This window comes from Streptomyces sp. NPDC046870, from assembly GCF_040704595.1.
Classification (GTDB): Bacteria; Actinomycetota; Actinomycetes; order Streptomycetales; family Streptomycetaceae; genus Streptomyces; species Streptomyces argyrophylli.
The window spans coordinates 1-22,705 of the sequence record NZ_JBEYXM010000048.1 but is presented as its reverse complement, the minus strand read 5'-3'; the positions used below and the strand labels follow the sequence as shown (position 1 = coordinate 22,705).

General features: G+C 68.8%; 24 protein-coding genes. 12 read left to right on the top strand and 12 right to left on the bottom strand.

What is annotated here, in order from left to right:
* Window positions 1-471: 471 nt before the first annotated feature.
* From AB0946_RS41190 to AB0946_RS41165, 6 genes are all read left to right on the top strand, one after another.
* On the top strand, window positions 472-1,071 hold the full coding sequence (locus tag AB0946_RS41190; protein WP_366765875.1) for a hypothetical protein: 600 nt from the start codon (window positions 472-474) through the stop codon (window positions 1,069-1,071).
* Window positions 1,072-1,113: 42 nt separating this feature from the next.
* The gene (locus AB0946_RS41185; protein WP_366765874.1) at window positions 1,114-3,783 is read left to right on the top strand and encodes a Helicase associated domain protein; all 2,670 of its coding nucleotides are present in this window, start codon (window positions 1,114-1,116) and stop codon (window positions 3,781-3,783) included.
* A gap of 336 nt (window positions 3,784-4,119) precedes the next feature.
* On the top strand, window positions 4,120-5,403 hold the full coding sequence (locus tag AB0946_RS41180) for a dsDNA nuclease domain-containing protein (protein ID WP_366765873.1): 1,284 nt from the start codon (window positions 4,120-4,122) through the stop codon (window positions 5,401-5,403).
* Complete coding sequence (locus AB0946_RS41175; protein ID WP_366765872.1) at window positions 5,400-5,972, top strand: hypothetical protein; 573 nt, start codon at window positions 5,400-5,402, stop codon at window positions 5,970-5,972. Before AB0946_RS41180 ends, AB0946_RS41175 begins: the two co-directional genes overlap by 4 nt.
* Window position 5,973: 1 nt before the next feature.
* Window positions 5,974-7,911, top strand: a complete 1,938-nt coding sequence (locus tag AB0946_RS41170; RefSeq protein ID WP_366765871.1) for a hypothetical protein — start codon at window positions 5,974-5,976, stop codon at window positions 7,909-7,911.
* A gap of 460 nt (window positions 7,912-8,371) precedes the next feature.
* On the top strand, window positions 8,372-9,121 hold the full coding sequence (locus AB0946_RS41165; RefSeq protein ID WP_366765870.1) for a TIGR02391 family protein: 750 nt from the start codon (window positions 8,372-8,374) through the stop codon (window positions 9,119-9,121).
* A 98-nt stretch (window positions 9,122-9,219) separates the two neighbouring features.
* Here AB0946_RS41165 and AB0946_RS41160 read toward each other — a convergent pair whose 3' ends face one another.
* The 3 genes from AB0946_RS41160 to AB0946_RS41150 all read right to left on the bottom strand — a co-directional run bounded on the left by AB0946_RS41160 (window position 9,220) and on the right by AB0946_RS41150 (window position 12,746).
* Window positions 9,220-10,053, bottom strand: a complete 834-nt coding sequence (locus tag AB0946_RS41160) for a hypothetical protein (RefSeq protein ID WP_366765869.1) — start codon at window positions 10,051-10,053, stop codon at window positions 9,220-9,222.
* Between the two features lie 505 nt (window positions 10,054-10,558).
* Entirely contained in the window at window positions 10,559-11,350 is a 792-nt protein-coding gene (locus AB0946_RS41155; RefSeq protein WP_366765877.1) for a replication-relaxation family protein, read from the bottom strand.
* A gap of 472 nt (window positions 11,351-11,822) precedes the next feature.
* On the bottom strand, window positions 11,823-12,746 hold the full coding sequence (locus AB0946_RS41150; protein WP_366765868.1) for a hypothetical protein: 924 nt from the start codon (window positions 12,744-12,746) through the stop codon (window positions 11,823-11,825).
* A gap of 157 nt (window positions 12,747-12,903) precedes the next feature.
* Here AB0946_RS41150 and AB0946_RS41145 point away from each other — a divergent pair, with 157 nt between their 5' ends.
* Together AB0946_RS41145 and AB0946_RS41140 are read left to right on the top strand one after the other, a co-directional pair.
* Entirely contained in the window at window positions 12,904-13,068 is a 165-nt protein-coding gene (locus AB0946_RS41145; RefSeq protein WP_366765867.1) for a hypothetical protein, read from the top strand.
* Window positions 13,069-13,421: 353 nt separating this feature from the next.
* Complete coding sequence (locus AB0946_RS41140) at window positions 13,422-13,724, top strand: hypothetical protein (RefSeq protein ID WP_366765866.1); 303 nt, start codon at window positions 13,422-13,424, stop codon at window positions 13,722-13,724.
* Window positions 13,725-13,753: 29 nt separating this feature from the next.
* Here AB0946_RS41140 and AB0946_RS41135 read toward each other — a convergent pair whose 3' ends face one another.
* The gene (locus tag AB0946_RS41135; protein ID WP_366765865.1) at window positions 13,754-14,023 is read right to left on the bottom strand and encodes a terpene synthase family protein; all 270 of its coding nucleotides are present in this window, start codon (window positions 14,021-14,023) and stop codon (window positions 13,754-13,756) included.
* Between the two features lie 93 nt (window positions 14,024-14,116).
* On the opposite strand from AB0946_RS41135, the gene AB0946_RS41130 reads away from it, so the two are divergent.
* Both AB0946_RS41130 and AB0946_RS41125 read left to right on the top strand, forming a co-directional pair.
* The gene (locus AB0946_RS41130; RefSeq protein WP_366765864.1) at window positions 14,117-14,815 is read left to right on the top strand and encodes an HNH endonuclease family protein; all 699 of its coding nucleotides are present in this window, start codon (window positions 14,117-14,119) and stop codon (window positions 14,813-14,815) included.
* On the top strand, window positions 14,812-15,093 hold the full coding sequence (locus AB0946_RS41125) for a hypothetical protein (RefSeq protein ID WP_366765863.1): 282 nt from the start codon (window positions 14,812-14,814) through the stop codon (window positions 15,091-15,093). The genes AB0946_RS41130 and AB0946_RS41125 overlap by 4 nt, the downstream gene beginning before the upstream one ends.
* Window positions 15,094-15,203: 110 nt before the next feature.
* Here the strand turns inward: AB0946_RS41125 and AB0946_RS41120 are convergent, their stop codons facing one another.
* From AB0946_RS41120 to AB0946_RS41090, 7 genes are all read right to left on the bottom strand, one after another.
* A complete protein-coding gene (locus tag AB0946_RS41120) occupies window positions 15,204-15,404 on the bottom strand; it encodes a DUF6207 family protein (RefSeq protein WP_366765862.1) in 201 nt (66 codons plus the stop codon).
* A gap of 229 nt (window positions 15,405-15,633) precedes the next feature.
* A complete protein-coding gene (locus AB0946_RS41115) occupies window positions 15,634-16,254 on the bottom strand; it encodes a hypothetical protein (protein ID WP_366765861.1) in 621 nt (206 codons plus the stop codon).
* A 75-nt stretch (window positions 16,255-16,329) separates the two neighbouring features.
* Window positions 16,330-17,427: a helix-turn-helix transcriptional regulator gene (locus tag AB0946_RS41110; RefSeq protein ID WP_366765860.1), complete on the bottom strand. Its 1,098-nt coding sequence runs from the start codon at window positions 17,425-17,427 to the stop codon at window positions 16,330-16,332.
* 418 nt (window positions 17,428-17,845) lie between these two features.
* Complete coding sequence (locus tag AB0946_RS41105) at window positions 17,846-17,968, bottom strand: hypothetical protein (RefSeq protein ID WP_366765859.1); 123 nt, start codon at window positions 17,966-17,968, stop codon at window positions 17,846-17,848.
* 715 nt (window positions 17,969-18,683) lie between these two features.
* Window positions 18,684-18,812 carry a hypothetical protein gene (locus AB0946_RS41100; RefSeq protein ID WP_366765858.1) on the bottom strand — a complete coding sequence of 43 codons (129 nt, stop codon included), beginning with the start codon at window positions 18,810-18,812 and terminating at the stop codon, window positions 18,684-18,686.
* A gap of 33 nt (window positions 18,813-18,845) precedes the next feature.
* Window positions 18,846-19,094, bottom strand: coding sequence for a hypothetical protein (locus AB0946_RS41095; protein ID WP_366765856.1), 249 nt, complete (start codon window positions 19,092-19,094; stop codon window positions 18,846-18,848).
* Window positions 19,095-19,128: 34 nt separating this feature from the next.
* Window positions 19,129-19,278: a hypothetical protein gene (locus tag AB0946_RS41090; protein ID WP_366765854.1), complete on the bottom strand. Its 150-nt coding sequence runs from the start codon at window positions 19,276-19,278 to the stop codon at window positions 19,129-19,131.
* Window positions 19,279-19,729: 451 nt separating this feature from the next.
* Here AB0946_RS41090 and AB0946_RS41085 point away from each other — a divergent pair, with 451 nt between their 5' ends.
* Both AB0946_RS41085 and AB0946_RS41080 read left to right on the top strand, forming a co-directional pair.
* The gene (locus tag AB0946_RS41085) at window positions 19,730-20,686 is read left to right on the top strand and encodes an ATP-dependent DNA ligase (protein ID WP_366765876.1); all 957 of its coding nucleotides are present in this window, start codon (window positions 19,730-19,732) and stop codon (window positions 20,684-20,686) included.
* A gap of 141 nt (window positions 20,687-20,827) precedes the next feature.
* Window positions 20,828-21,277, top strand: coding sequence for a peptidase inhibitor family I36 protein (locus AB0946_RS41080; RefSeq protein ID WP_366765853.1), 450 nt, complete (start codon window positions 20,828-20,830; stop codon window positions 21,275-21,277).
* A gap of 847 nt (window positions 21,278-22,124) precedes the next feature.
* Here AB0946_RS41080 and AB0946_RS41075 read toward each other — a convergent pair.
* Complete coding sequence (locus AB0946_RS41075; protein WP_366765852.1) at window positions 22,125-22,340, bottom strand: hypothetical protein; 216 nt, start codon at window positions 22,338-22,340, stop codon at window positions 22,125-22,127.
* Window positions 22,341-22,705: the final 365 nt, after the last annotated feature.

Sequence of the window (22,705 nt, the reverse complement as noted above, 5' to 3'; positions counted from 1 at the left end):
TGTGCGCCGAGCCGTCCGGTTCCGTCCAGCGCACGGCGACCCAGACCCGTCCGTCGCCTCCGGGCTGCGCCCGGAGCAAGCGAACACCCGTGCTGCGCACGGGTGTTGCGCTCCCGCTCCGCGTGAGCGCTGGCGGGTGGCTGCGCCACCCGCACACCTCGGGTGCTGCGCACCCGAGGTGACGGTCCGTCCGCTGCGCTCCCGGCCCGGCGGGACTTCGTCCCGCCTACCGGCCTTCGTTTCACTCCGGCCGAGCCGGCGGGTCCGCTGCGCTCCCCCGCCTGACGGTCCTTCCGGCTGCGCCTCCAGAACCGTTGGGCCCGCTGGCGCGGGCCAGGCTGGCTACGAGGGATGAGGGTCGCTCGTTCGTGTCGGGTTCCAGTGTAGTGGGTGCATCAAACTGATGCACCATGTACCGTTGGCGGAAGCACGGGACACCCCCTGATCGCGCTCTTGGAGAGGTGAAAAAGCATGGCACCTACCAGAGATGACTCTGCTTCATGTCACTCTGCATGGGACGTACTGATCCCTGCGCGTGCCGCCTATCAGGCGGAAGTTTCACCTCACTACGACGAGGTCTTTTGGGAAGTTTCGCAGAAGGTCGAGCGTACTGGCAGTCTCGGCAAGACGGAGATCTCGACGTTGATCGTGTGGAAACGGCTCTCTGCACAGACGCGTTGGGTCACCCGCCTCATGTCACTGCCCGACAGCCACGTACGAGCTGTCACTGAGCGGGCCGTCGCTTCCGTTCGCGACCTCAGCGTTCCTCGCGGTCAGGCGGCTCAGGCAGGGCGTGGTGCGATATCTGGACTGCCTGGCTTCCGTAAGGGCGACGCCATCGCTTCGGCCATCCTGACCTCGGCAGCTCCAACGCGGATGGCCGTCTACGACCGGCACGTCCAGCGTGCCATCGACGACCTCGGCCTCAACCTCTCTGACGAGCCAGGCCGCTACGGACGCTACATGGATCTCCTCGAAACCCTCCTTAAAAACAGCGATGGGCGCGCAGACGGCTGGACAGCGCGCGATGTCGACACTGCTTTGTATTGGACTGGAAAAAATACCCAGTAGTCGTCGGAATGCATAGTCAGCTGACAGAGAGATGGTTTTAGAGTGCAGAGTATTTCTCTAAAGGAGCATCAGGTCGACCAGAAGTCAGCTTTCCGCAAGTGGGTGGGATTCCCCGCAAGGCCATCTGTCCCCCCGCAGGGTGCGCGGGCCACGATCGTGTCAGCGACCGGTTCGGGGAAGACGATCACGGCCGCCGCGTGCGCGCTGGAATGCTTCCGGGACAGCCGGATCCTCGTGACCGTGCCGACCCTGGACCTGCTCGTGCAGACCGCCCAGGCGTGGCGCCTGGTGGGCCACCGGGCCCCGATGGTGGCAGTGTGCTCGCTGGAGAACGACCCGGTGCTGAACGAACTGGGCGTGCGCACCACCACCAACCCGATCCAGCTCGCCCTGTGGGCCGGGTCCGGGCCGGTCGTCGTGTTCGCCACGTACGCCTCGCTGGTGGACCGGGAGGACATCGACGCACCGGAAGTAGAGCGGAAGGTTCGCGGGCCGCTGGAGGCCGCCCTGGCGGGCGGAGAGCGGCTCTACGGCCAGCGCATGACCGGCTTCGACCTCGCCATCGTGGATGAGGCCCACGCAACCGCCGGTGATCTTGGGAGGCCGTGGGCCGCTATCCACGACAACGCCCGGATCCCCGCCGACTTTCGGCTCTACCTCACCGCGACCCCGCGCATCCTGGCGGCTCCCCAGCCGCGAAGGGCCGCGGGCGGCCAGGAGCTGGAGATCGCGTCGATGGGCCAGGACTCCGAGACGTACGGGCCGTGGCTGGCCGAGCTCGGGCTCTCGGAGGCGATCGAGCGGGGCATCCTCGCCGGGTTCGAGATCGACGTGCTGGAGATCCGCGACCCCTCCCCGGTCTACGGGGAGTCGGACGAGGCGCTGCGGGGCCGGCGCATGGCGCTGCTGCAGACGGCGCTCCTGGAGCACGCCGCGAAGTGGAACCTGCGCACCGTGATGACGTTCCACCAGCGAGTGGAGGAGGCCGCCGCGTTCGCGGAGAAGCTGCCTCAGACCGCTGCCGAGCTGTACGTCAACGACGTCTCCGACGAGGACCTGGCGAAGGCGGAGGCCCTGCCGAAGTCGTCGATCGGCGCGGAGTTCTACGAGTTGGAGGCGGGCCGCCACGTGCCGCCGGACCGGGTGTGGTCGGCGTGGCTGTGCGGGGACCACCTCGTATCCGAGCGGCGCGAGGTGCTGTGGCAGTTCGCGAACGGCATCGACGCGAGCAACCGGCGCGTCCATCGGGCGTTCCTCGCCTCGGTGCGGGTGCTCGGGGAGGGCGTGGACATCACCGGCGAGCGCGGGGTGGAGGCGATCTGCTTCGCCGACACCCGCGGCTCGCAGGTGGAGATCGTGCAGAACATCGGCCGGGCGCTCAGGCTCAACAAGGACGGCAGCACGAAGGTCGCCCGTATCATCGTGCCGGTGTTCCTCCAGCCCGGCGAGGACCCGCAGGACATGGTCGCCAGTGCCAGCTTCCGCCCTCTCGTAGCCGTGCTCCAGGGCCTACGGTCGCACGATGAGCGCCTGGTCGAGCAACTCGCCTCGCGGGCCCTCACCAGCGGCAAGCGCAAGGCCCACGTAAGGCGTGACGAGGACGGGCGGATCGTCGGGGCCGGCGGCGAGGGTGACGGCAAGGACCAGGAGCGGGACGGCGCCGACGCCGCTGCCGAGTCCGCGCTGCTGCACTTCTCCAGCCCGCGCGACGCCGCCACGATCGCGGCCTTCCTCCGTACGCGGGTGTACCGGCCGGAGTCCCTGGTCTGGCTGGAGGGATACGAGGCGCTGCTGCGCTGGCGCCGGGAGAACCAGATCACCGGCCTGTACGCCGTCCCGTACGACACCGAGGTCGAGGTCGGCGTCACCAAGGACTTCCCGCTGGGGCGGTGGGTGCACCAGCAGCGCAAGACATTGCGCGCCGGCGAACTCGATCCGCACCGCAAGGAACTGCTCGACGTGCCCGGGGCCGGGATGGTCTGGGAACCCGGCGAAGAAGCCTGGGAAGCCAAGCTCGCCGCGCTCCGGTCCTACCGGCAAGCCACCGGCCACCTCGCACCCCGCCAGGACGCCGTATGGGGCGAGAACGACGAGATGGTGCCCGTCGGGCAGCACATGGCCAACCTCCGGCGCAAGGGCGCGAAGAACGGCCTGGGCAAGGACCCCAAGCGGGCGGAGCAGCGTGCCGCGCAGCTCGCCGCGATCGACCCCGACTGGAACTGCCCATGGCCGCTGGACTGGCAACGGCACTACCGCGTCCTCGCGGACCTGGTCGAAGCCGACGGCCACCTGCCCGACATCGCACCCGGCGTGCTCATGGACGGCGACGATATCGGCAAGTGGCTCCAGCAGCAGCGCAAGCCGGGCATCTGGGCGCAGCTGTCGACCGAGCAACAGGAGCGGCTTTCCACGCTGGGCATCAAGCCGCTTGAGACACCCTCTCCCGCCCCAGCAGCCGGGCGGGCGGCGAAGGGCCCGAGCAAGGCACAGCAAGCCTTCCAACGCGGCCTGACCGCCCTCGCGCAGTGGGTGGAACGGGAAGGTCATCGGCCGGTTCCGCGCTGCCACGCCGAGGAGATCGCGGTTGACGGCGAGGCGAAACCGGTGGTCGTAAAGCTGGGCGTATGGGTCTCCAACACCAAATCCAGGCGCGACAAGCTCGACCAGGACCAGCTGGCCGCGCTGCGGAAGCTAGGCATGGAGTGGGCATGACGCCGCCACCTACGCCCCGGCCGCCTCCTCACCCGCGCCACGTGCCGGCACGTACCTGCACCGACCCGCACACCGCACCCTGGCCGTACATATGCCGCACCAGACCGAACCCGGATTTCGCCAGCTGATCCGCGACGCACAGTTACGCGTTAGTCCTTGAGTGTGATACGGCTAGGAGATCTTCAACACCTGCCGATGCAACAGAGCGGCCGGGGGGTGCTCTGAGCGGGACGGGGCGGGGACGTGATGGTCAATACGGCAGGTCAGGGGACCGAAGGGTTCGAAACGCCCACTGACGCACAAGGTCCTCACGTTGCAGCGCACACACTCTTCGACTTGCCTCCCGAGGAAGACAGCGGCTCCGACACTCTGGGCCGCTACCGGTACCAGGCTGAGGTGGCCGCGCGGGACTGCCTGGCCATGCTTACGCAGGAAGCTATCGACTTCGTCGTCTGCGAATGGCATGAGGACTTTGTCGTGGCGTGGGCCGATGGATCAGTGGAGCTGGTGTCGGTCAAGCATCGCGAAGGGACCAGGGGCCCGTGGACGCTTCCTGAGCTGTGCAAGGACGGTGGTCTGACCCATCTCTTCGACCGCTGGTGCGCATGTGAGTGTGCGGTCAACGTCCGTCTGAGACTGGCCACGAACGCAGCTCTGAAGCCTGGTAAGGGCAACGCCGGCGTCCTGGCTCGGATGTGTGGGCCTGAGCCTGAACTTACCTCCGGGCTGAACACCATGGCGGAGGACGTCGCACGCCAGATGCTGAAGGTTCGCTGGAAGCAGCCGTATCCCAACGTCCCGGATACCCCTGAGGTGCGCAAGCTCGCGGACATCCAGATACCTGCGGGCTTCGTGGACAAGGTCGTGCGCTTCATGGCAGTGCTGGAGATCTCTTGCAAGCCCCCCGAGCGCGAAAGCATCACCGACGTCAACATCCAACGGCTTCTGGTGCCTGCGGTCGAGCACCTGCAGCTGGCTCATGTAGACCTGGAGGCCACCTACCGAGGCATCGTGGATCGCATCGAGCGCGCCAACCGCGATGAGAGCGACCGCGCCCAGCTCGCCGTGTATATCGCTGACCCGAGCCGTGCCCGCCACAGCACGCAGATTCAGCAGCGCGTCGGCCGGCGCAGAATCACCCGCGAGATCCTCCACCAGCAGATCGCCTATACGACAGCGCGACTGCCCACCTTTCCGCGCGGCAAGTCGCCCGTCGTGGCGCCCGGAGGGGCAAAGCTCCGCCGCAAACTGCGTCGGGGCCTGGTGCCTTCCGACGAAGCGGCCTTCGCTGAGAGACTCCGGTCCGCTTGGTACACGACCTGGTCCGAGCGGCGCTCCGGCCTGGTAGGGGACGAAACCGACCTGCTGAACCTGTCCACGGATGTCCTGGAGATGGCCTTCGAGTGCCGACGTCACGCCCGGGCTCAGGTGCCTGAGGGCAGCGAGTTCGGCATCAAGATGAACGACCTGCTCGCCGAGCGGCTCAAGGTCGAGGCTCTGCCCTCGCCGCCGCCCTTCCAGCTCAACAACCAGCACCTGCGGGGGCTGGCCTACCAGTTGTGCGACGAGTGTCTCTTCTTCTTCTCCGAGACGTTCGATGCGGATGAGGACGCCTCATGACGCACGGCGCCGATTTCGAGACGGCTGTAGCGCGTATGCGGACTCAGCGTCGGCAGGCCGAGCAGCGTGAGGTGCACTATCACGAGGCGCGCATCCTCCTTCTCATCGCCCGGTTCACCACACCCAAAGGCGGGCTCGCAGGGCTGACGAAACTCGCCAAGCTCGACTTCCTGCTGCGCTACCCGGCGATGCTGGAACGTCTCCTGCCCGCGGGTGAGGCGTCATGGCCGGCAGGAACGGCCCCCACACCGTCTGAGCGCCTTGCCGTCGAAAGCCGCATGACCCGTTACAAGTACGGGCCCTGGGACCAGCGCTACTACAGCATCCTCGGCTCGCTCACCGCCCGCGGCCTGATCACGTACGGCGACAGCGCCCGAGCCGAGTTCCGGGTGACAGCGCAGGGCGCCGCCGCAGCGGCCAGCCTTGCCGCCACCCCGGAGTGGGCAGTGGTCGACAACCGGATCAGACTGCTCAAGCGGAACTTCAACAAATCAGGATCAGCCTTGAAGAACCTCATCTACGACCGCTTGCCCGACGCCGTCGACCGGCCATGGCGGACGGAGATCTGACATGGCCGTCAACTTGCGCATTGTGTCCCTGACCGTAACGACCGCCGAAGCGGAACAGACCTACCGCTTCGACCGACCGGCCACGGTCATCACGGGTCCCATCGGCACCGGCAAGTCCAGCCTGCTGATGCTGTTCAAGCATGCCCTGGGTGGCAGCGCCATGCTCACCCCGGCGGTTCGGGAGAACGTGCTGTCGGTCCAGGCCGAGGTCGTGGCCGGCGATGAACGCATGGTTCTCAGGCGGCCCATCGGGGGAGACGCCGCCGATACCGTCGACCTCCTGGACCCGCACTCCCTTGCGCTGGAGCGCACCCTGCCTCTGCGGGCCGGCGACGGCCTCACGACGCTCTCCGACCACCTGCTCGACGCACTCGGCTTCCCGCGGGAACAGATCGCCACGCGCAGGGAAGGATCAGCCCGGCCACAGAACCTCACCTTCAACGATCTGTACGCCTACGTATACCTACAGGCGCGCGAGATCGACCGCCAGGTCGTCGGCCACCTGGACAGCTGGTTCGAGACCAAGCGCAGAGAACTCTTCCGCCTGATGTTCGGGCTCACCGACAGCGCGCTCATGGAGCTCAAGCGCGCCACAAGCCAGCTGTTGGACAAGCTGAAGGCCAGAACCGCCGAACACAACAACGTCAGCGCCTTCCTGGCGGCCTCCGATCCCCGCAGCGACGACGAACTGCGGGCGGAACTCAAACAACTGCGCGACACCCTTGGCCGGGCCGAGGCCGGCCTGAGCAGTCTGCGCACCGAACTCGAAGAACAGACCGCCGCTGACACCGCCCTGCGTCTGGAGCTCCAGAACGCCATCCGCTCCGCACAGCACGCAGGAGAAGAAGTGGCAGCAGCAGCCGAGCTTGTGGAGGCCCGGCGCGCCGTCGTCGCCCAGGTGCACCTCGACCTGTCCCGCCTCGCCCGCTCGGCCACGGCCATCGACCAGCTCTCCCCCTTCGAATTCGTCGTCTGCCCACGATGCATGCAGTCCCTAGCGGCCCGGCCCGTCGAAGACGGCCACTGCCTCGTCTGCCTCCAGCGTGATCCCGTCGAAGCCGACATCGACCCGGCGGCCATCGAAGAGACCCGCACGACGCTGCAACAGCAGCTCGAGGACGCACACCGCATCCAGCAGGCCGACGAAGCGCACTTGCAGGCCGCTCAGGAGCGCTCGCAGCAGCTCAGCTTCGTGGTCTCGAGCCTGCGCCGGCAGCTCGATGCCCAGACCCGTGATGCCGTCGCCCCGCGCTTCGACGCCATCGCCGAGGCAAGCTCTCGCGTGGCCGCACTCAAGGCCACCATCGACGCCATCACCCAGCTGCGGGAGTCCTGGGCCCGAGTCCGCACCATCGAGTCGGACATCCGCGCGATCAAGACCGAACGCACCCGGGTCAACAAGGCCATCAAGGAAAAGTCCGAGCAGCTCAAGGCCAGCCAAACACTGGTCGGAGACCTCAGCAGCGAGTTCGGCCGGCTCCTCACCAGCTGGAACCTGCCCTGGGTCGACACCGCTGTCATCGACCGAGACACCTACCTACCCGTGATCAACGGCCAATCCTTCGAGAGCCTGCAGGCCTCCGGCGGCGGCATCGCCACCTCCGTCAACCTCGCCTACAGCCTCAGCCTTCTCGCCTTCGGGCTTGATCACCGCGAGGTCCTGATGCCCTCGCTTCTCGTGATCGACTCACCTCGTAAAGCCTTCGGCAACAACGACTCCGACCGGCAACGCGCGGCCGAGATCTACAGCCGCTTCAGGACTATGGCCGACGCGTACGGCGAACGCCTGCAGCTGATCATCGCCGACAACGACCCCCCACCCATCACCAGCGAATCCTTCGGCAAGGTGGAATTCGACTACGACAACCCTATGGTGCCCGGCGTCGACCACCCCGGCCCCGACCACGCCGGCCGCCTCGAAAACGAAGCGGACGGCTGACGCCATCGTCACCCTGACTCACGATCCGTTGCGAAGGCGGCCAGGAGGCGGTCCAACGTTCTGGTAGTGGTGCAGATCCTTCGCCCAGGCGCGGCGGCCCCGCCGACGCGCAACCGGCTGCGCGCTCCATTCCCCGGCCGCGGCCGTGCCGCTCACCCAGGCCGCCCCTTCTCATTCACTCCACCCCCACGGGGCATGGGCAGAGCAGCCGCAACGGGGACGTCAGCAGCACGGCGAAACCGCGTGATCACATAAACGGCCCACTGGCGTGCAACAGCGCGCAGCCTCTGGCGTGAAACAGTGCTCCTACGGTCGGCCGAGACGTACCCGTCACGCGGCCCGGACGGCTCCCCGGCCGCGGACCATCTGATGCAGCTCATCACCCAGCACGGCTACCATGCACTGTGACTAAGCACCGAAACCGTCAGCCCGATAGTGCAGGGTTGATTACGCTATCGGGATGGATCATGCGTTCGCTGTGCGCAAGTTGAAGGACTTCCTAGCTCTCGTTGGCGGATATCTCCACGAAGTGGATCTCGCTTCAAGGGATATCGGAGCGGAGTGGCCTGACTGGCCCGAGGAACTCGTCGTGCAGGAAGCCGTGGCCCGGCAGATCGCCAACGCCTACTCGCCCGGGCTGGGAGATATCGAACGCGATGAGGGTGAGAACGAAGCCACGTACTGGTACCGGGTTCGCACTGCTGCCGCGCAGGCACTGGGGATGGCGTCCTCCGCTGAGGAGATAGCCGCCTTTCTCCGTCCCACCTCACCAACCATCGCTGCTGACTCCCTCCATCCTTGGGTGTGGGAGCCGGCTGCCCCGCTCTGGGCTGCAGAGGCTCGTCAGGACGCAGTCCTCGCCGCAGCCCGCACCCTCAACCGCCGACTTCAGCAAAAGCTCGGACGCCATGACATAGGCGAGACCGATCTCTGCATGCAGACTTTCGACCTCAGGGAAGCCCAGGCGGGGAAGCCACGGCTGCGATTCCCCGGCGACCGCACAACGGCGATATGGCGAGCACGACAGGAGGGAGCAAAGTACTTCGGCGCCGGCGCCTTCCTCGCTATCCGCAATGTCGCAGCCCACGAGGAAGCTGTGGACTGGTCCCGGCAAGACGCTCTGGAGCACCTGGCTGTCCTGAGCGTCCTGGCTCGTTGGATCGAACAATGCACAATCGAAAGCGCCCCGACGACCGACCAGCATCAGTAGCACCTGGCCCAGGAGCGTGATGCACTGGCAGGCGCGGCTTCCGCCGGCCTGACTGGTCGCAGTGGCCCCGACATGCGCGGTAATGCGGCGGAGAGCAGCTAGAGAGTGCTGATCAGCTGCGCCTTTCCAGTTCCGAGTGCCAGAGTTCCAGAGCAGCGTGTCTTCTCGTGGTAGCGGGCTCCTGGGATACGAGCTTCTGAGCGCGTCAGCAGTTCGACGACCTGGTCGTGGTCCGTGTCGGAGCGTGCGTCCCAGATGAGCCGGTCCGGGCGTGTGGCGTGACCGGTGGTCCAGGCTGGGTCGAGGCCGAGGCGGTACCACAGGGGCATGGAGCGCATCAGCAACGCGCTGCGCAGTGGCGTGCTGGTGGTGTACGCCCAGCACGCCTCGTGCGCGGCTTCCTCGTCGGTGATACCTGTCTGACGCCACAGCGGCGAGCGTCCATCTTGCTCATGCCAGCTGGTCTCCTGGCGGAAGACCATGCGGGCGATGTCCTTTCCCTGCCAGCGTTGGGCGTCCACGAGGTCGAGGCGTCCTCCTGTGGGGCCGTGGATCAGGCGCACTCGGCGGCAGGTGAAGTTGATCAGCCGCAGGCCGGGGATGCCGCATACGCCGTGGTCTTCGTGGAGGAAGGGCAGGAGGCGGCTGGCGACTCGGCTGGCCGTGTTGGTGTGAATCTCCAGATGATGTGGTTGGTGGCAGATGGCGTTCAGGTAGTCGCTGAGGCCAGCCATCGCACTTTTCCGCGGCTCTTCCAGGGCATGTTTGTGCTCGCGATTGCTCATCAGACACTCGAAGAGGAGTGCCTGGAAGGCGAGTTGCCCGCGGTCGGTGGGATCCAGAGCAGGACGGACACCTTGTGCCTGGAGCCGTCCCAGGTACAGAAGGCGCGCGAGTTCCTTGCTGATCCGCTTGTTGGTTGTGTGCGGCATGAAGTTCCTGCTCCGGCTGCCCCCGGGTGGCAGCCGTGAAGGAATGCCTGCACGGACACCGAGAAACGCATGATGAGGGACCGGGCATGTCACCCTTGAGACATCTGCGACTCCACCCGGGCGGATCGCTCGCCTCCAGGCCGTCCCTGGCCTGTGCGGTGAACAGTACCTGCCCGCGAGCGCCATACCGCCCAACACGCCGGGCGACATGCGGTGCTTTCCCTTCAACCGCGCGAAGAGCCGATCGCGGTGCGGCGGGCCCATCCGCCGCACAACCCACCGGAGGCGCCCCGGTTTTGGCCGCGGCCGTACCGCCCATCCCGCCCGTCCCCTGCCCCTGTGCAGGCTGTGCGCCGAAGGCACCACACTTCGCTCGCTGCACCAGGCCGACGTGCCCGTCGACCCGCAGCAGCGCGCCGCCCTGGAGACCGTAGCCGCCGCCATGGCGTAGCCGGGCCCGGGCAAGCCCCTCGCACGAAGGGCTTGCCCGGCGTCGCACGCGGCGTCAGCGGCCGACAGGCTCGGGGTAGCGCCGGCGGCGCCGGTCCGGGTCGTCGACGCCGATCTCGTACCAGGGCTCGCCCCGCTGGAGCCGGGGCAGGGTGTTCACCCACACCGCGACAGCGATGCCCTTCACGTCGTCGGCGAGCGCCTGGAGGCGGTTGTCGAGCAGGCGCTCCTCCTTGCCCGCCAGGACGACGTGCAGCCGCGGGAAGGTCTGGGAGCGGGTGTAGCGGTGGCGCTGCCAGAACGGGAACGTGCGGCCGTTGGTGCCGCGGGCGCCTTCCCAGACGCGGTGCCCGGCGTAACGCTCGTAGTCCCAGACCTCCTTGGCGAGGCGGGCCTGGGACATGGTGCCGTTGTCGAGCTCGAAGAGGCGCACCTCGCTGGTCTCGGTCGGCCATGCGAGGACGGCGTCAGTGTTGATGCTCAGGCCGGTCTCCTTGATGGCGTGGTTGACCTCCACCTGCCAGTCGGTCAGGTGCTTGCGGCCGCCGTAAGCAAGGATCATGTCCGTCACCGCGACGCCGTGCGGACCGAACCCGGCGCGAACGGCCTTCGCTCCGGTGCCGGCCTTCGGTCGGGGAGGCAGCTCGTTGCCGTCGGCCAGAGCCTTCTGTCCCGCCACGGTGAGGTTCCAGATCGGGTGCTTGCCGTCCTTGCCGTTCGTCTCCGCCAGCCCGAGCTCCGCCAGCTTGTTCATCGCCCTACGCACGTACGACCGGCCGTCCGACTCCTCTTTCGTGATCACCTGAGCCATCTGCCGGACCGTGGCTATCCGCACGCACCCCAGCATTCGCAGCGCATCGGCCCGCACCTTCCCGGCCGTGGGAGTGGACTTCTTCCCCTTCACTGACGTCTCAGGGGAAGGGAGAGAGGTGTCAGTGCGCCGGGAGGCCCCCTGGCGGGCGGTGTGAGCTGCGGTGATGGGAACCACGTTGGAATCGTTCGCGGCACCGTTCACGGCACTGAATCGCTGGCCGCCCCAAGGCCGCTCAGCACCCCTTGACCAGGTCGGGCGCGGCTCCGGTTCGGGCTGCCTGGCGCTGCTGGTGTCCGTCATGACGAAGCTCCTCACACAGGGCGCGGGGTCCGGATGGAATCCCCCGTCACCTGGTAGAGGTGTGGCGAAAGTCGACGGTGTGACGCGCCACTGAGTGCCGTTACCGAGCCGTGATCATCAGGCAGGCGCGGCTGTCCAGTGACGCCGAACCGGGACACGGTGCCACTGAAGTTGGACCAACTGGTGGGTGACCGGCCCCGGGCCGTCAGCGCGCCAGTCTGAGGCGTGCCGTCTCTGCGGCATGGGAGGCGGCTTCGATCAGCCCGAGTTCGCCGGCGAGCATCGAGACGAACGCATCGACGGCCTCGATGGCGCGGCCCTCCATGGTGTCGGGTTCGGCGAAGTAGGACGCGAACTCTCCGGCGCCGATGGTCGCCATGACGGGCCGACGGGCCTGGTAGTCGGCCCACATCGGTCTGTAGGCGGCGCGCACCCGGTCGAGCTCGGCCTCGTCGACCTGCTCCTGCTTGAGGAGGCTGATCGTCTGCTGGCGGGCCTTCCACATGGCGATGTGGTGCTGGACGGGGACGGGCCCGTACGGGCCAGGAAGGGCTCGTTCGATCCTCGGCATGCCGGGCTGGACTGGCCAGGGTGAGTACAGCTCCGTGAGGACCGCGGTCAGTCTGTTGAGGTCGATCCGCCCGGTCCGCTCGCCTTCCTCGAGGACGAGCTGGGCGGCGCGCCGTTGCTTGAGGGTGGCTGAGGGGTGGGCGAGTTGCTCAACGATGGCGCGGACGTTCTCGCGGCGCCGGACGACGGTCGTCTGGCCGGTGGCGCGCGCGTGGGTACGCCAGGCTCGGCGCGCCTGCGGGGTGAGCACGATCGTGTCGTCGATCAGCCACAGGTACAGCACGACACGGATCAGCGACCGTTGCGGGATGCGCCCCAGCGGGGAACGCTCTCGAGCTTCGAGAAGTCTGGTGAACAACTCGCGTTGCTCCGGGGGGAAGACTCGCGGATCGCTGCCGTGCGCGCTGGTCTTGCGCGGTTCGGGGTTGGCGAGCATCCCGTCCTCGACCCAGGAGGTCACCATCCTGGGACTGGCTTTCATCACGCCCAGAGCGTGTGCGTCGGCCACCAGGTCGGCCGAAGTCCCTTCCACCCACTTGGTGGCCCGATTCCCGTTCATGGCGCCGAACTTACATCGAGATTCGAGCCTCGGGAGCTGCATTCAAAGCACGTCAGCCATAAGGCTTGGGGCCAGCAGAAACTGCGCCCCGCACCGTATCCCTGCCAGGAACACCCGGTGCGGGGGCAGCCGACTCATCCCCTGATCGGAGACCGTCATGTCCCACCGTACGCACCGTCCCGTCCCGAAGCGGCGACGCGCCCGCCATCATCTTGTCCAGGGCCTCGGGCAGGCGGCGTTCTACGCCGCTTCCGCCACCTTGGCCGGCGGGCTGGTCCGCGAGCTGCTCCACCTGGTCCACACGTCCGTCTCTTCGTGCTGACCTGGGCGCCGGGGACAGGTAGAGGTCTGCAGCTTCGAGTTGAGAAGACTGCGGTTCAGCAGGGGTGTCAGGAGCAGCGCGCGGACAAGGCGGCCGCCGCCCCGAGCGAGACGGCGAGCGGAGTCCGGAGCCCGGCCGCCGGGGCGTCGCGCAGCGTGGCAGGACGGAGATTTCTCCCCTGCCTAAATGAGCGGAATGTCGCAGGTAGCGGAACTGGACAAGAGGCAACGCGAGCGCCGACCAGGCGAGTCCGCTCACCGTCGGTGCGCGGACTCTATCCACAGGAATCTGCTCTGAAGATCGCTTATGAGGGTGCCGCGATCGGCGCGGTGCCCCGTACGTGAGGAGCCATCATGCCCGCCACCAACATGCCGCTCGCCCCGATGACCCCGGACGCGGCCATCAGCGCGTTCAGCTACCTCCGGGCCGTCCAGGCCGACGATGTCGAAGTCGCCCGCGAGTTCGCCGACGGCGAGCCGCAGATGCCCGAGCTACTCGTCGACGTCGTCGAACGCGCGGACGTCATGAATCACGTCTCGGCGACGAGTGTCACACGCTCAGGTGCTCCCTTGGCGTGGGCCCGTATGTCTCGAGGGGCGGCTCCGGTTAGCGACCGGAGTCGTGCAGCCAGGCCAATGATCCGCACGACACGGTGAAGGCTGTCCCTGGTCGTGCCGGCCTGCTGCTACATGGAGGCCAAGACGGCGCCTTCGGCCTTGCGGAGGTTGTGCAGTCGGCGGGTGATGCGGTCTGTCACCTGCTCGATGGCGTCCCGTTCGGCCAAGGAGTGGGCGTGGCGCAGGACGGTGACGTAGTTGGTGGATTCGTTGTTGGCTTGCTCCCGGGCCAGGGAGTAGATGTCGTTGCACCAGGCCGTGATGTCGCTGGCGGCCGCGCACAGCTCGTTCCAGGCACCGTTGGTGGTTCGTTTCTCCGGTGAACGCTCACCCGCCATCCGAGTGATGCCGCTGACGGTACGCCCGCACCGGCGCGTGAGAACCGCTACCTGTCTTGGTCAGCTTCATTGCCGATCGAGAGAGATGAGCGCATGCATCCGTTCCACGCGAAGCTTGCCCTGCTCACCGCGGCGGTCGCCGCCCTGCTCGCCCCCGTCAACTCCGCCCCCGCGGCTGCGGCCGCAGCCGCAGTGCCCACCTCCCACGTGGCCGATGCCCCGAGCGTGCGCCGGGATCTTCCCGAGCCGCCACCGGCCGATGCCGTCCGTAAGGAACTCGGTGAACTCACCGTCGCCGCTCCGCATCCGATGACCGGCTACTCGCGCTCGAAGTTCCCCCACTGGATCACCCAGTACGGCACCTGCGACACCCGCGAGGTCGTCCTCGCCCGCGACGGCCAGGACGTCGTCCAGGACGACCAGTGCCGCGCCGTCTCCGGCATCTGGTACAGCGCCTACGACGGGAAGATCGCCACCAAGCCGTCTACCGAGGTCGACATCGACCACGTCGTCCCCCTCGCCAACGGCTGGCGCTCCGGCGCCGATGAGTGGACCACCGCCAAGCGCCGCCAGTTCGCCAACGATCTCGTCAACCCACAGCTGATCGCGGTGTCGGCGAGCTCCAACCGGCAGAAGGGCGACCAGTCTCCGGACCAGTGGGCGCCGCCGCTGCGCTCCTATTGGTGCACCTACGCGCGCGCCTGGACGCATGTGAAGTACGTCTACGACCTCAACATCACCGAGCCGGAGAAGGACAAGCTGACCGAGATGCTGGACACCTGCCCCGCATGAACACCAGCCCGGACACCGACTCCTACACCAGCACCGTCACCGCCGGCCCGGGCGGAGCGATGACCGACGAGGTCGGCGTCATCACCGGTGACCTCACCGTCCGCACCACCCTCACCGATGACCGGCACACCGCCTGCGTCACCGTGCAGTACACGGGCGCCGACGAGTGGTACACCCTCACCGGCAGCCCCGCCCCCATCCCCGCCGGAGGCCTCGCGGCCTACCATCGTGACCTCCTCGGACGCATCCAGCGCGGCCAGGGCGCCACGGCCACCTGACTCTGCGGGGCAGCGGGTCCGGCCTGGTGGGCGGGCAGGCCGGAGCTGTGAGTTGCTCTTGCTTCCCGAGTGCGTCAGCAGGCGGCCGACGTGTGTTGGACGCAGGCCTGTCACCGAGGTACGGCCGGGCTGACCGGCTGGCGCAGGTCCAGGTAGCAGCGCAGCCGTACTCGGGGCTCGCCGACGTCCCGTCTCGTGTGCTGTGCGGGTGACGTCGCCCACCGATCGGCGAGCAACTGCTGGAAGGCAAGGGCGGTGACGTCGTCGGTGACCGCGACGTCGACGACCAGACCCGGCTCACTCACGTGCACCTCGTTGATCGGGTGACGCCTTTGGACATGAAGGTTGTCGGACCTGCGGCGGCCCCCTGCCCTCCGGGGCTGGCCTGCGGAAACTCCCGGCTCTTGGCGGCGGGGCGCGGAGGGGGTGATGGAGGGGTCCGCGGAGGGGGTCTGTCCACCCTCGTCGGCGCCGGCCTCAGTCCACATGGCAGTACGCCCAGCATCGGGTTCGAGGCCGCCGCGATCAGTGGGGCGGCCCTTACGTTGAGGAGCCGACATGCCCGACACCACGCCGCTCGCATCGATGACCCCGCACGCGGCCATCAGCGCCTTCAGCTACCTCCGGGCCGTCCAGGCCGACGACGCCGGTGCCGCCCGCGAGTTCGCCGGCACCGAACCGCGGATGCCCGAACTGCTCGTCGACGTCGCGACGCGGATCGTCGTCCCGGTCACCGCGCTGCCCGGCCCGGCCGCAGGCGAGCCGTGCGCGGACACCTTCGCCCTGGAGGCCCTGGGGCGCGTCTTCGTGACCTCGCTGCGGATCTGGGCGCAGGCCGGACCGGACACGGCGGAGGGCATCGCCCGCGCCGTCATCGACTTCGCGCAGCAGTTCCTCACGGAGGACCACGAGGACGTCACTGACACCCTGGGCCAGCTGGAGGCCGTCGGCGTGGGCCAGGCCCTCAATGCGCACCCCGCACCGGCCGATGCGCACCCGATTGCGCCTCACTGCCGTGTAGGACGTGCGCCGCGCGGTGGCGGTGCGCACCACTACCGCGTGGCGCACGAACCACCGCACCGGCTGTCCATCGTGGTGCGCGCCATCGGTGCCGCCGCACCGCACCAGGCGCGCGCCACGGGCGGCGGACTCCCATATCACGCACCCCCTTGGCCACGGTCTGGTCGACGGCCGGAAGGCGCGGTGGCACGGAGAAATGGCGCGCTCTCCGGGGCTTCAGCAGCCCTCTCGTTCGGCACGCTGTGCGATCCGGCGCCGGATGACTTCGAGCTGCCCGGCATCGAGAGCGGGTGCACTGCCGAGGACGTCGCAGAACTTGCTGATCAGGTTGTGTACGTTGTCTGCCGGTCCTGCCGGCCGTGCGTCAGCGGACGGCAGGACCACTGTAGTCACGGGCGGCGGTTCGGTTGGTTGATCGGGGGCCGCGGTTGCGGCCTCCCACAAGGGGCGGAAGTATTCGACGGACCCGCCCATGGCCTGCACCAGTTGAAACAATGTCGGCCAGTCGCACATAGTGGCGCCATCGAGCACCTCGCTGACTTGAGCCGCCTGCAGTCGCCAGCGCGAGTTAATGCAAATCTGGTGGGCGGTGGGCTGTCCCGCCCGCACGTGCAGGGTCCGCAGGGCGGCCATGAGACGCTGGACGGCTTGGGCCTGGCTGGTGACGCCATCTAGCGAGTCGATCTCGTGCTGGTCCACGACTGGTCGACGCGGCTGACGCCGGCGCAGTTGCTCGGTCTCCCACACCTTGCGCAGCACTACCGGGTCGGCACCGCAGGCCCGCGCGAACCGTTCGGTGATCTTCCAGGACGGAACCCGGTGGCCGCTGAGCATGCGGCTGAGATACGAGGCGGAGCAGCGCGATTGGCGGGCCAGTTCATGCAACGGGAGTTCCGAGGCGCGGGCGAGTATCGACAGCACGGGGGCCAGGCGGTTGTAGGCCGCCCCGGCCGCCTCCGCCGCGTCGGGGAGTTCCTCGCCCGTGTCCGCCGGGCCCCCTGCGACGTGCCGGGCCGGCTCCTCGTACAGTGCGCGTAGCGAGGTGGGTACGGATGGCAGGTGTCCCACCTGTTTCAGGCGGCGCACGATGTAGTCGTCGGTGTACCGGTGCCGGGCGGTGTCCTCGCTGACGCTCAGCGCCAGGCCGATCCGGGCCCAGGTGACCTGGCGAAGCCGCGCCCGCCCAACCAAACCTGCAGTCAGGCAGTCCAGCCGGGTTCGCATCTGCTGGACCTGTTCAAGAATCTGTTCGGTGTCATCCTCTCCAAGTTGCCGCAGCAGCACCCGGCCGTCGTCCTGGAGGTCGCGGATCATCTCCCCGAGAATCTCGTCCAGGCGGCCGGGCGTGGTGCGCGGCGGCAGGGCCGCGTTCGGCGCCGCAGACGCCGCTGCGCTGGCCGGGCGAGGGCGGTGCGCATGTGGAGCGGTCAGAGCGCCGGCCTGTCGGCGCGATGCCCGGTGAGCCGACCGGCGGCAGGCGGCGGAGCAGTACTTCTGAGGGCGTCCGACCCTGGGGCCGGCCATCGGGAACGGAGCGTGGCAGAAGGCGCAACTGTCCACGGAGATTCTTCCTTGGGGTGAAGGACTCGATCGCTACGTTTTGTGACCCCGACCGGGTGTGGATGCCCGGGTATTGCGTCGCCGGATCCGGACCGGGCGGGGTTTCGTCGACTACGTGGGAACACCCTTTCGATGGGCGGGGCGCCGTCGCAGCGCCCCGCCCACCACGCGGTTAGCTGTGCCGCTTCCGCCGCCTGTTGCTGCTCAGCACGGCCGTCACCACTGCGGCGAGGACGCTGCCCAGCACCTGCCCGGCCAGATCAGTCTTGGCCTGGGTGCCGAGCTGGGCACTCATGATGAGGACAATGGCCAGGGCAGGAACCGCCAGGAACGCAACGAACGTTGCCTTTCCCGCGGAGGCAACAGCGGCACGAATTTCGTCGCCCCTGTTAGCCTGCTTGCCAGGTGCCGGACGGGCAGCTGCCGGTTTGGCGCCACGGCGCCGAGGGGATCGAGACATCGCATCTCCTTGGAGTTGTTGTTTAGGGAACGCGCGCAGGCCCTCGGATGTAGGTTTGGCGACCGTGCGAGGACCTGCGCGCGCCTGAGCGTGACCCTAGCGACACGCTGTGCGAAAAACGAATGCCTTCAATCCCTGGCAAAACAACACTTCCCGCAGGTCGCTGGGGCCACAGCCTCGCGTTCCGTCGCGAACCGCCCGGAACATTCGCCGGTGCAAGCCGATCCCCGGCGCCCGAGGCAACCAAGTGGTAAAGAAGCCTGTTAAGGCAAGCGGCACGCTGACATCCGCTTCCGGCAGCCAGTGATGACACGGCCCGGCTGCGCGAACGGCCGGCGGCCCGCGGCCGGCGGCCGGTGCGTCAACGCGGGGACCATCATTGGTGCATGGGCCACATCGATTCGGAGCCCAGGTGCGTGTACTGCGTACGCTGTGGGACCCGAGACGTGACGGCGTCGTCTGGTCGTCGTTGAACAACGCACCTCCATACAGCGAGCCCCGGGGCCGTCATGGCTGATCCCCCGGGGCCCGTGGTGTGTCCAGACGTGGGTCAGACCTCCCCGGCCATCGTGGCGGTGAGCCAGTCGGCGGCTTCGGCGTCGGTCATCAGCGGCACCTGAACGGGATGGGCGTCACCGTCCTGGACGACGTGGACACGGCCCGGAAGCAGGCTGCCCATGGGCGCAGGGCCGTCTATCGGGGCGAGCCGCTGCTACATGCCGGCGCTGACCCGGGCGAGGATGACGGTGGAGAACTGCTCGCGGGCGCCGGGGATGAGGCGGCTGCCGACGGTGGCGGGTCTGTCGTAGATGACATGGATGCGGGCCGCGCGCCGCTGGTACAGAACGGCCCCGAGGGCGGCGATGGCCGGAGACCGCTGCGGGTCGTCCTTCTGCCGGAACGTTTCCCAGTAGCGGGCGAGGTGCCGCAGGGTGTCGTCGGCCCGGTCGATCACGACCATCAGCCGCGGCACACCCTCGAGGGCGCCGTCGAGGTCAGTGCGGCGCTTCAGTTCCGGAGCCGGGGCCGACCAGGGCATCGTGGATGCCAGCGACGTTGCCGCGGTGGGTGACCGTCGGCAGGTCCTTCGCCCACAGGTGGGCGATGCGGGTGTGGTCGAGGACCAGACCTCCTCGCGGTACCACCAGCCGTGCTGCACCGGCCGACCGACGGATTCGAGCATGAAGGCGTAGCGGCCGGCGTCGGGCATGCGAGGCGGATCGTGCCCCCCTCCCCACCACGCCGCCCGGCACCATGCGCCTGGAGCGGCCCGGCCGCTCAGGGCCCAGGGTGGGAGGTGGCGGCCTTCAGCTTCCAGCCACTGCCGCTGCAGGCCTGGTGCAGTGGCGGGAAGCGGTGCCCCTTCACGTCAGTGCTGTACCCGTGCCCCTGGCCGCAGTCGCATTCGTAGATCCCTGGCTGCGGGACGATTTCACCGGGGTGGTGAGCCTTCTCGCTGCTCTCGCTCATGACGTCAGTGTCCGCAGCGGCTCTCTCGGTGGTCCCTTCGCCCCTCGAACCCGGCCCGAAGGCCACCCAAACGGGGGCCAGCCGCGGTGGAAGGCATCGACGGTGACCTGGAGCCTGCCCGAGCCCATGCTGGCCGTTGCCGTGGACAGACCTGACGTGCCTGCCGGTTGGGCCGCGGAGCCGAAGTGGGACGGATTCCGGGCGCTCGTCTCCGTCGAGGAGGGAGGGGTGGTGCTGCGCTCCAGGCGCGGTACCGAGATGGCGGCCTCGTTTCCGGAGATCGTGGCCGGGGCCGCGCAGCTGCCGGACGCGACCGCGCTGGACGGCGAACTCGTCGTCTGGGACGCCACGGGCCACCTCGCCTTCGAGCAGCTGCAATACCGGCTTGCCCGGCGCGGTGCGGGTGCGGCCCGGGCGGCCGGCGAGTGGCCGGCGCACTTCGTGGCATTCGATCTGCTCAGGTTGTCGGGGACGGACACGACCGGGTGGCCGTACCGGCGGCGCAGGGCCGCGCTGGAATCGTTGTTCGCCGCCCGCCGGCTCGTCGCGCCGTGGACGCTGTGCCCGTCGACCACCGACCCGCAGACCGTGGGCGAGTGGCTGTCGTGGGCGTCGGTCGGGATGGAGGGCGTGGTCTTCAAGCGGCTGGACGACGTCTACCGGCCGTCGGTGCGGGGCTGGCGGAAGTACAAGGTCCGTGAGACGAGCGAGGCGATCGTCGGCGCGGTCACCGGCTCCCCGACCGCTCCCCGGACGCTGTTGCTCGGCCGGTACGACGACGAAGGCCGCCTCCAGTACGTCGGCCGCACCACCACCCTCGCCCGCCAGGCAGGCGCGGCGGTCGCCGGCCTGCTTGCGGCCGGGCGGCGCGGGCATCCATGGACGGGCTGGTCGTTCTCCGCCGGGTGGGGCAGCCGGGAGCAGCTGGACGTCACGCTGGTGGAACCGCAGCTGGTGGTGGAGGTCGGCGTCGACGTCGCCCGTGACGCCTCCGGCCGGTGGCGCCACCCCGCGCGCTGGCATCGCACCCGCCCCGACCTGTCCCCCGCCGATGTCCCCCGCCTGACGGCGCCGCCGTACTGAGTGATTGGGTGATCTTCCAGGCGCCCTGGCCGCGACGGCGTAGCCGGTGGCCGGGCTGGACGACGGCGCCGACTCGCTCGTCTGAGTGGACATCGACGCCAAGCGGAATGGCGAACCGTTCCGCCAGGACAGGCCGATGTCATGAGCCTTCTGCCCACACCACGGCCCCGCACCGGCAGGACCGCGCTGCTCGCCGCCGCCGTCCCGGCCGTCCTGGCCGCATCACTGACCGGCCTCGCACCCGCCCACGCCACCACCACCGCGGGCGCACCCGCGGTGGTCAGGGACCAGATCGCGTGCCCGCGCGGGTTCGTCTGCATCTACCCCGACATCAACTTCAACGGCCAGCCCTACGTCAAACGCGCCGTCGACGGCTCGGTGCGCCACCTGCCCGACTACATCCGCGGCACCGGCAGCTCCATCATCAACAACAGCAGCCGCACCGCACGCGTCTACCAGAAGGACAACTACTTCGGCCGGCACGTCTGCGTCGGACGCGAGGGCGGCACCATCGGCGACCTGCGTTCCTACCAGCTCAACGACACCACCCACAGCCTGCGCAACAACGACACCCCCTGCGGCGCCTCGTAACCGCCCCCAGCACGGGTCCGTCCATCTCCCGGTCGCCGGCCGGCAGGCCCTCCGGCTCCACCCTCCGCGTTCGCCGGTTCGACCGCCTGGTCCGCGCATCGGCAAGCACGGCGCCTTCCTCCGGGCCAGCCCAGTAGACCGACTCGCCAGGCGTCGTGGCCCGCAGCGGCGGGACGGGGCAGCGGCGGCCGCGTCCGGCGGGACGGCCCAGCCCCGGCGTACGGCATCTTCAAAGGGCCTGCGCCGCCGCAGCCGTCCAGACCAACACCGAGCACGGGTATGCCAGCGAGAGACCCGGGTGGCAGGCCGGACACCTCCGGCCAACTCGCCAAGGGCACGCCCTAAATAGCAGGACAGCATCGAAGCCCCTGAGGAGAAGCATCCAGGTATGACCGGCAAGCTGCCGGGACCACTGCTGAGCGCTGCCGTGTGCTCACGTCGGCCCGCTTGGTGCGCGGGGTGAGGACCGGGCCCGCCGACGCCGTCGCGCTGCGGGCCGGCGCGCAGCCTGTCGTATCCCTCGTGACGGCACTCGTACGCCCAGGGCCTTCGCGGCGCGGGCGTGGTGGGCGCGCATGCGGCGCTCGGTGTCCGGGTCAAGGGGAGGCGAGTACACCGGTGATCTCCCCCAGCTCGGCCGCGGTCAGAGAGAAGGTTGGGCGACGGCGTCGGCCGCCTGTCTCCAGTGTGGCGCGCTGGAAGCGGCCAGAAGGACATCCGTCACTCGGGCATGAAGCGACCACCAGAAGGCACGCCTGTGCGGGGGTCAGGCCCGGCCTGATGAGGTCGGCGGGCTCCCGGTCGACCATGCCAGGCAGTTCCCCGACGTGCAGCGGTGCGGAAGCCATTACCCGCAGGCCTGCACCGGCGGAAGCCGGGAGCGGCCCCGGCCGTGTAGGGCCTGCGCGATCGGCGTGATCATCACCAGGCTGACCGGCATCTGGACCGCGACCAGGTGGTGCTCCGCCCCGCCGGTGACTTCGGCGGCCAGGGCGAGCAACTCCCCCACCGTGAACGCCTCCTCCTCCAGGCCCGCCCACGTGGCGATGCCGTACCCGGTCACGTGCCCAGCCGCGACGGCTTCGGACGCCGAAGGCGTCACGGAGATGCGGCGCCCGCTGGGGCCGACGCGCGGGCCAACCAGGATCGCTTCCTGGAGGCAGCAGCCCGTGCCATCGCTGAGCAGGGCGCCGACGCCTCGCTCAAGGCGATCGCCGTCGAGGCAGGCGTCGGCAGCGGAATGGCGCGGGTACGGCCGTGGACCGCCTCGTCGGCCCCGCCTCCCTGCCTGCGGTCTGGCGTCGAACCCCGGACGGCTGACGCCCAGGTGCCCCTCAGGTTCCGGGGCGGGCCGGTCGGCCGGCCGGGGCGGCGCCGGTGGCCCAGCTGCTGAGGATGCGCAGGGACTCGGCCGTGGCGGAACCGGGC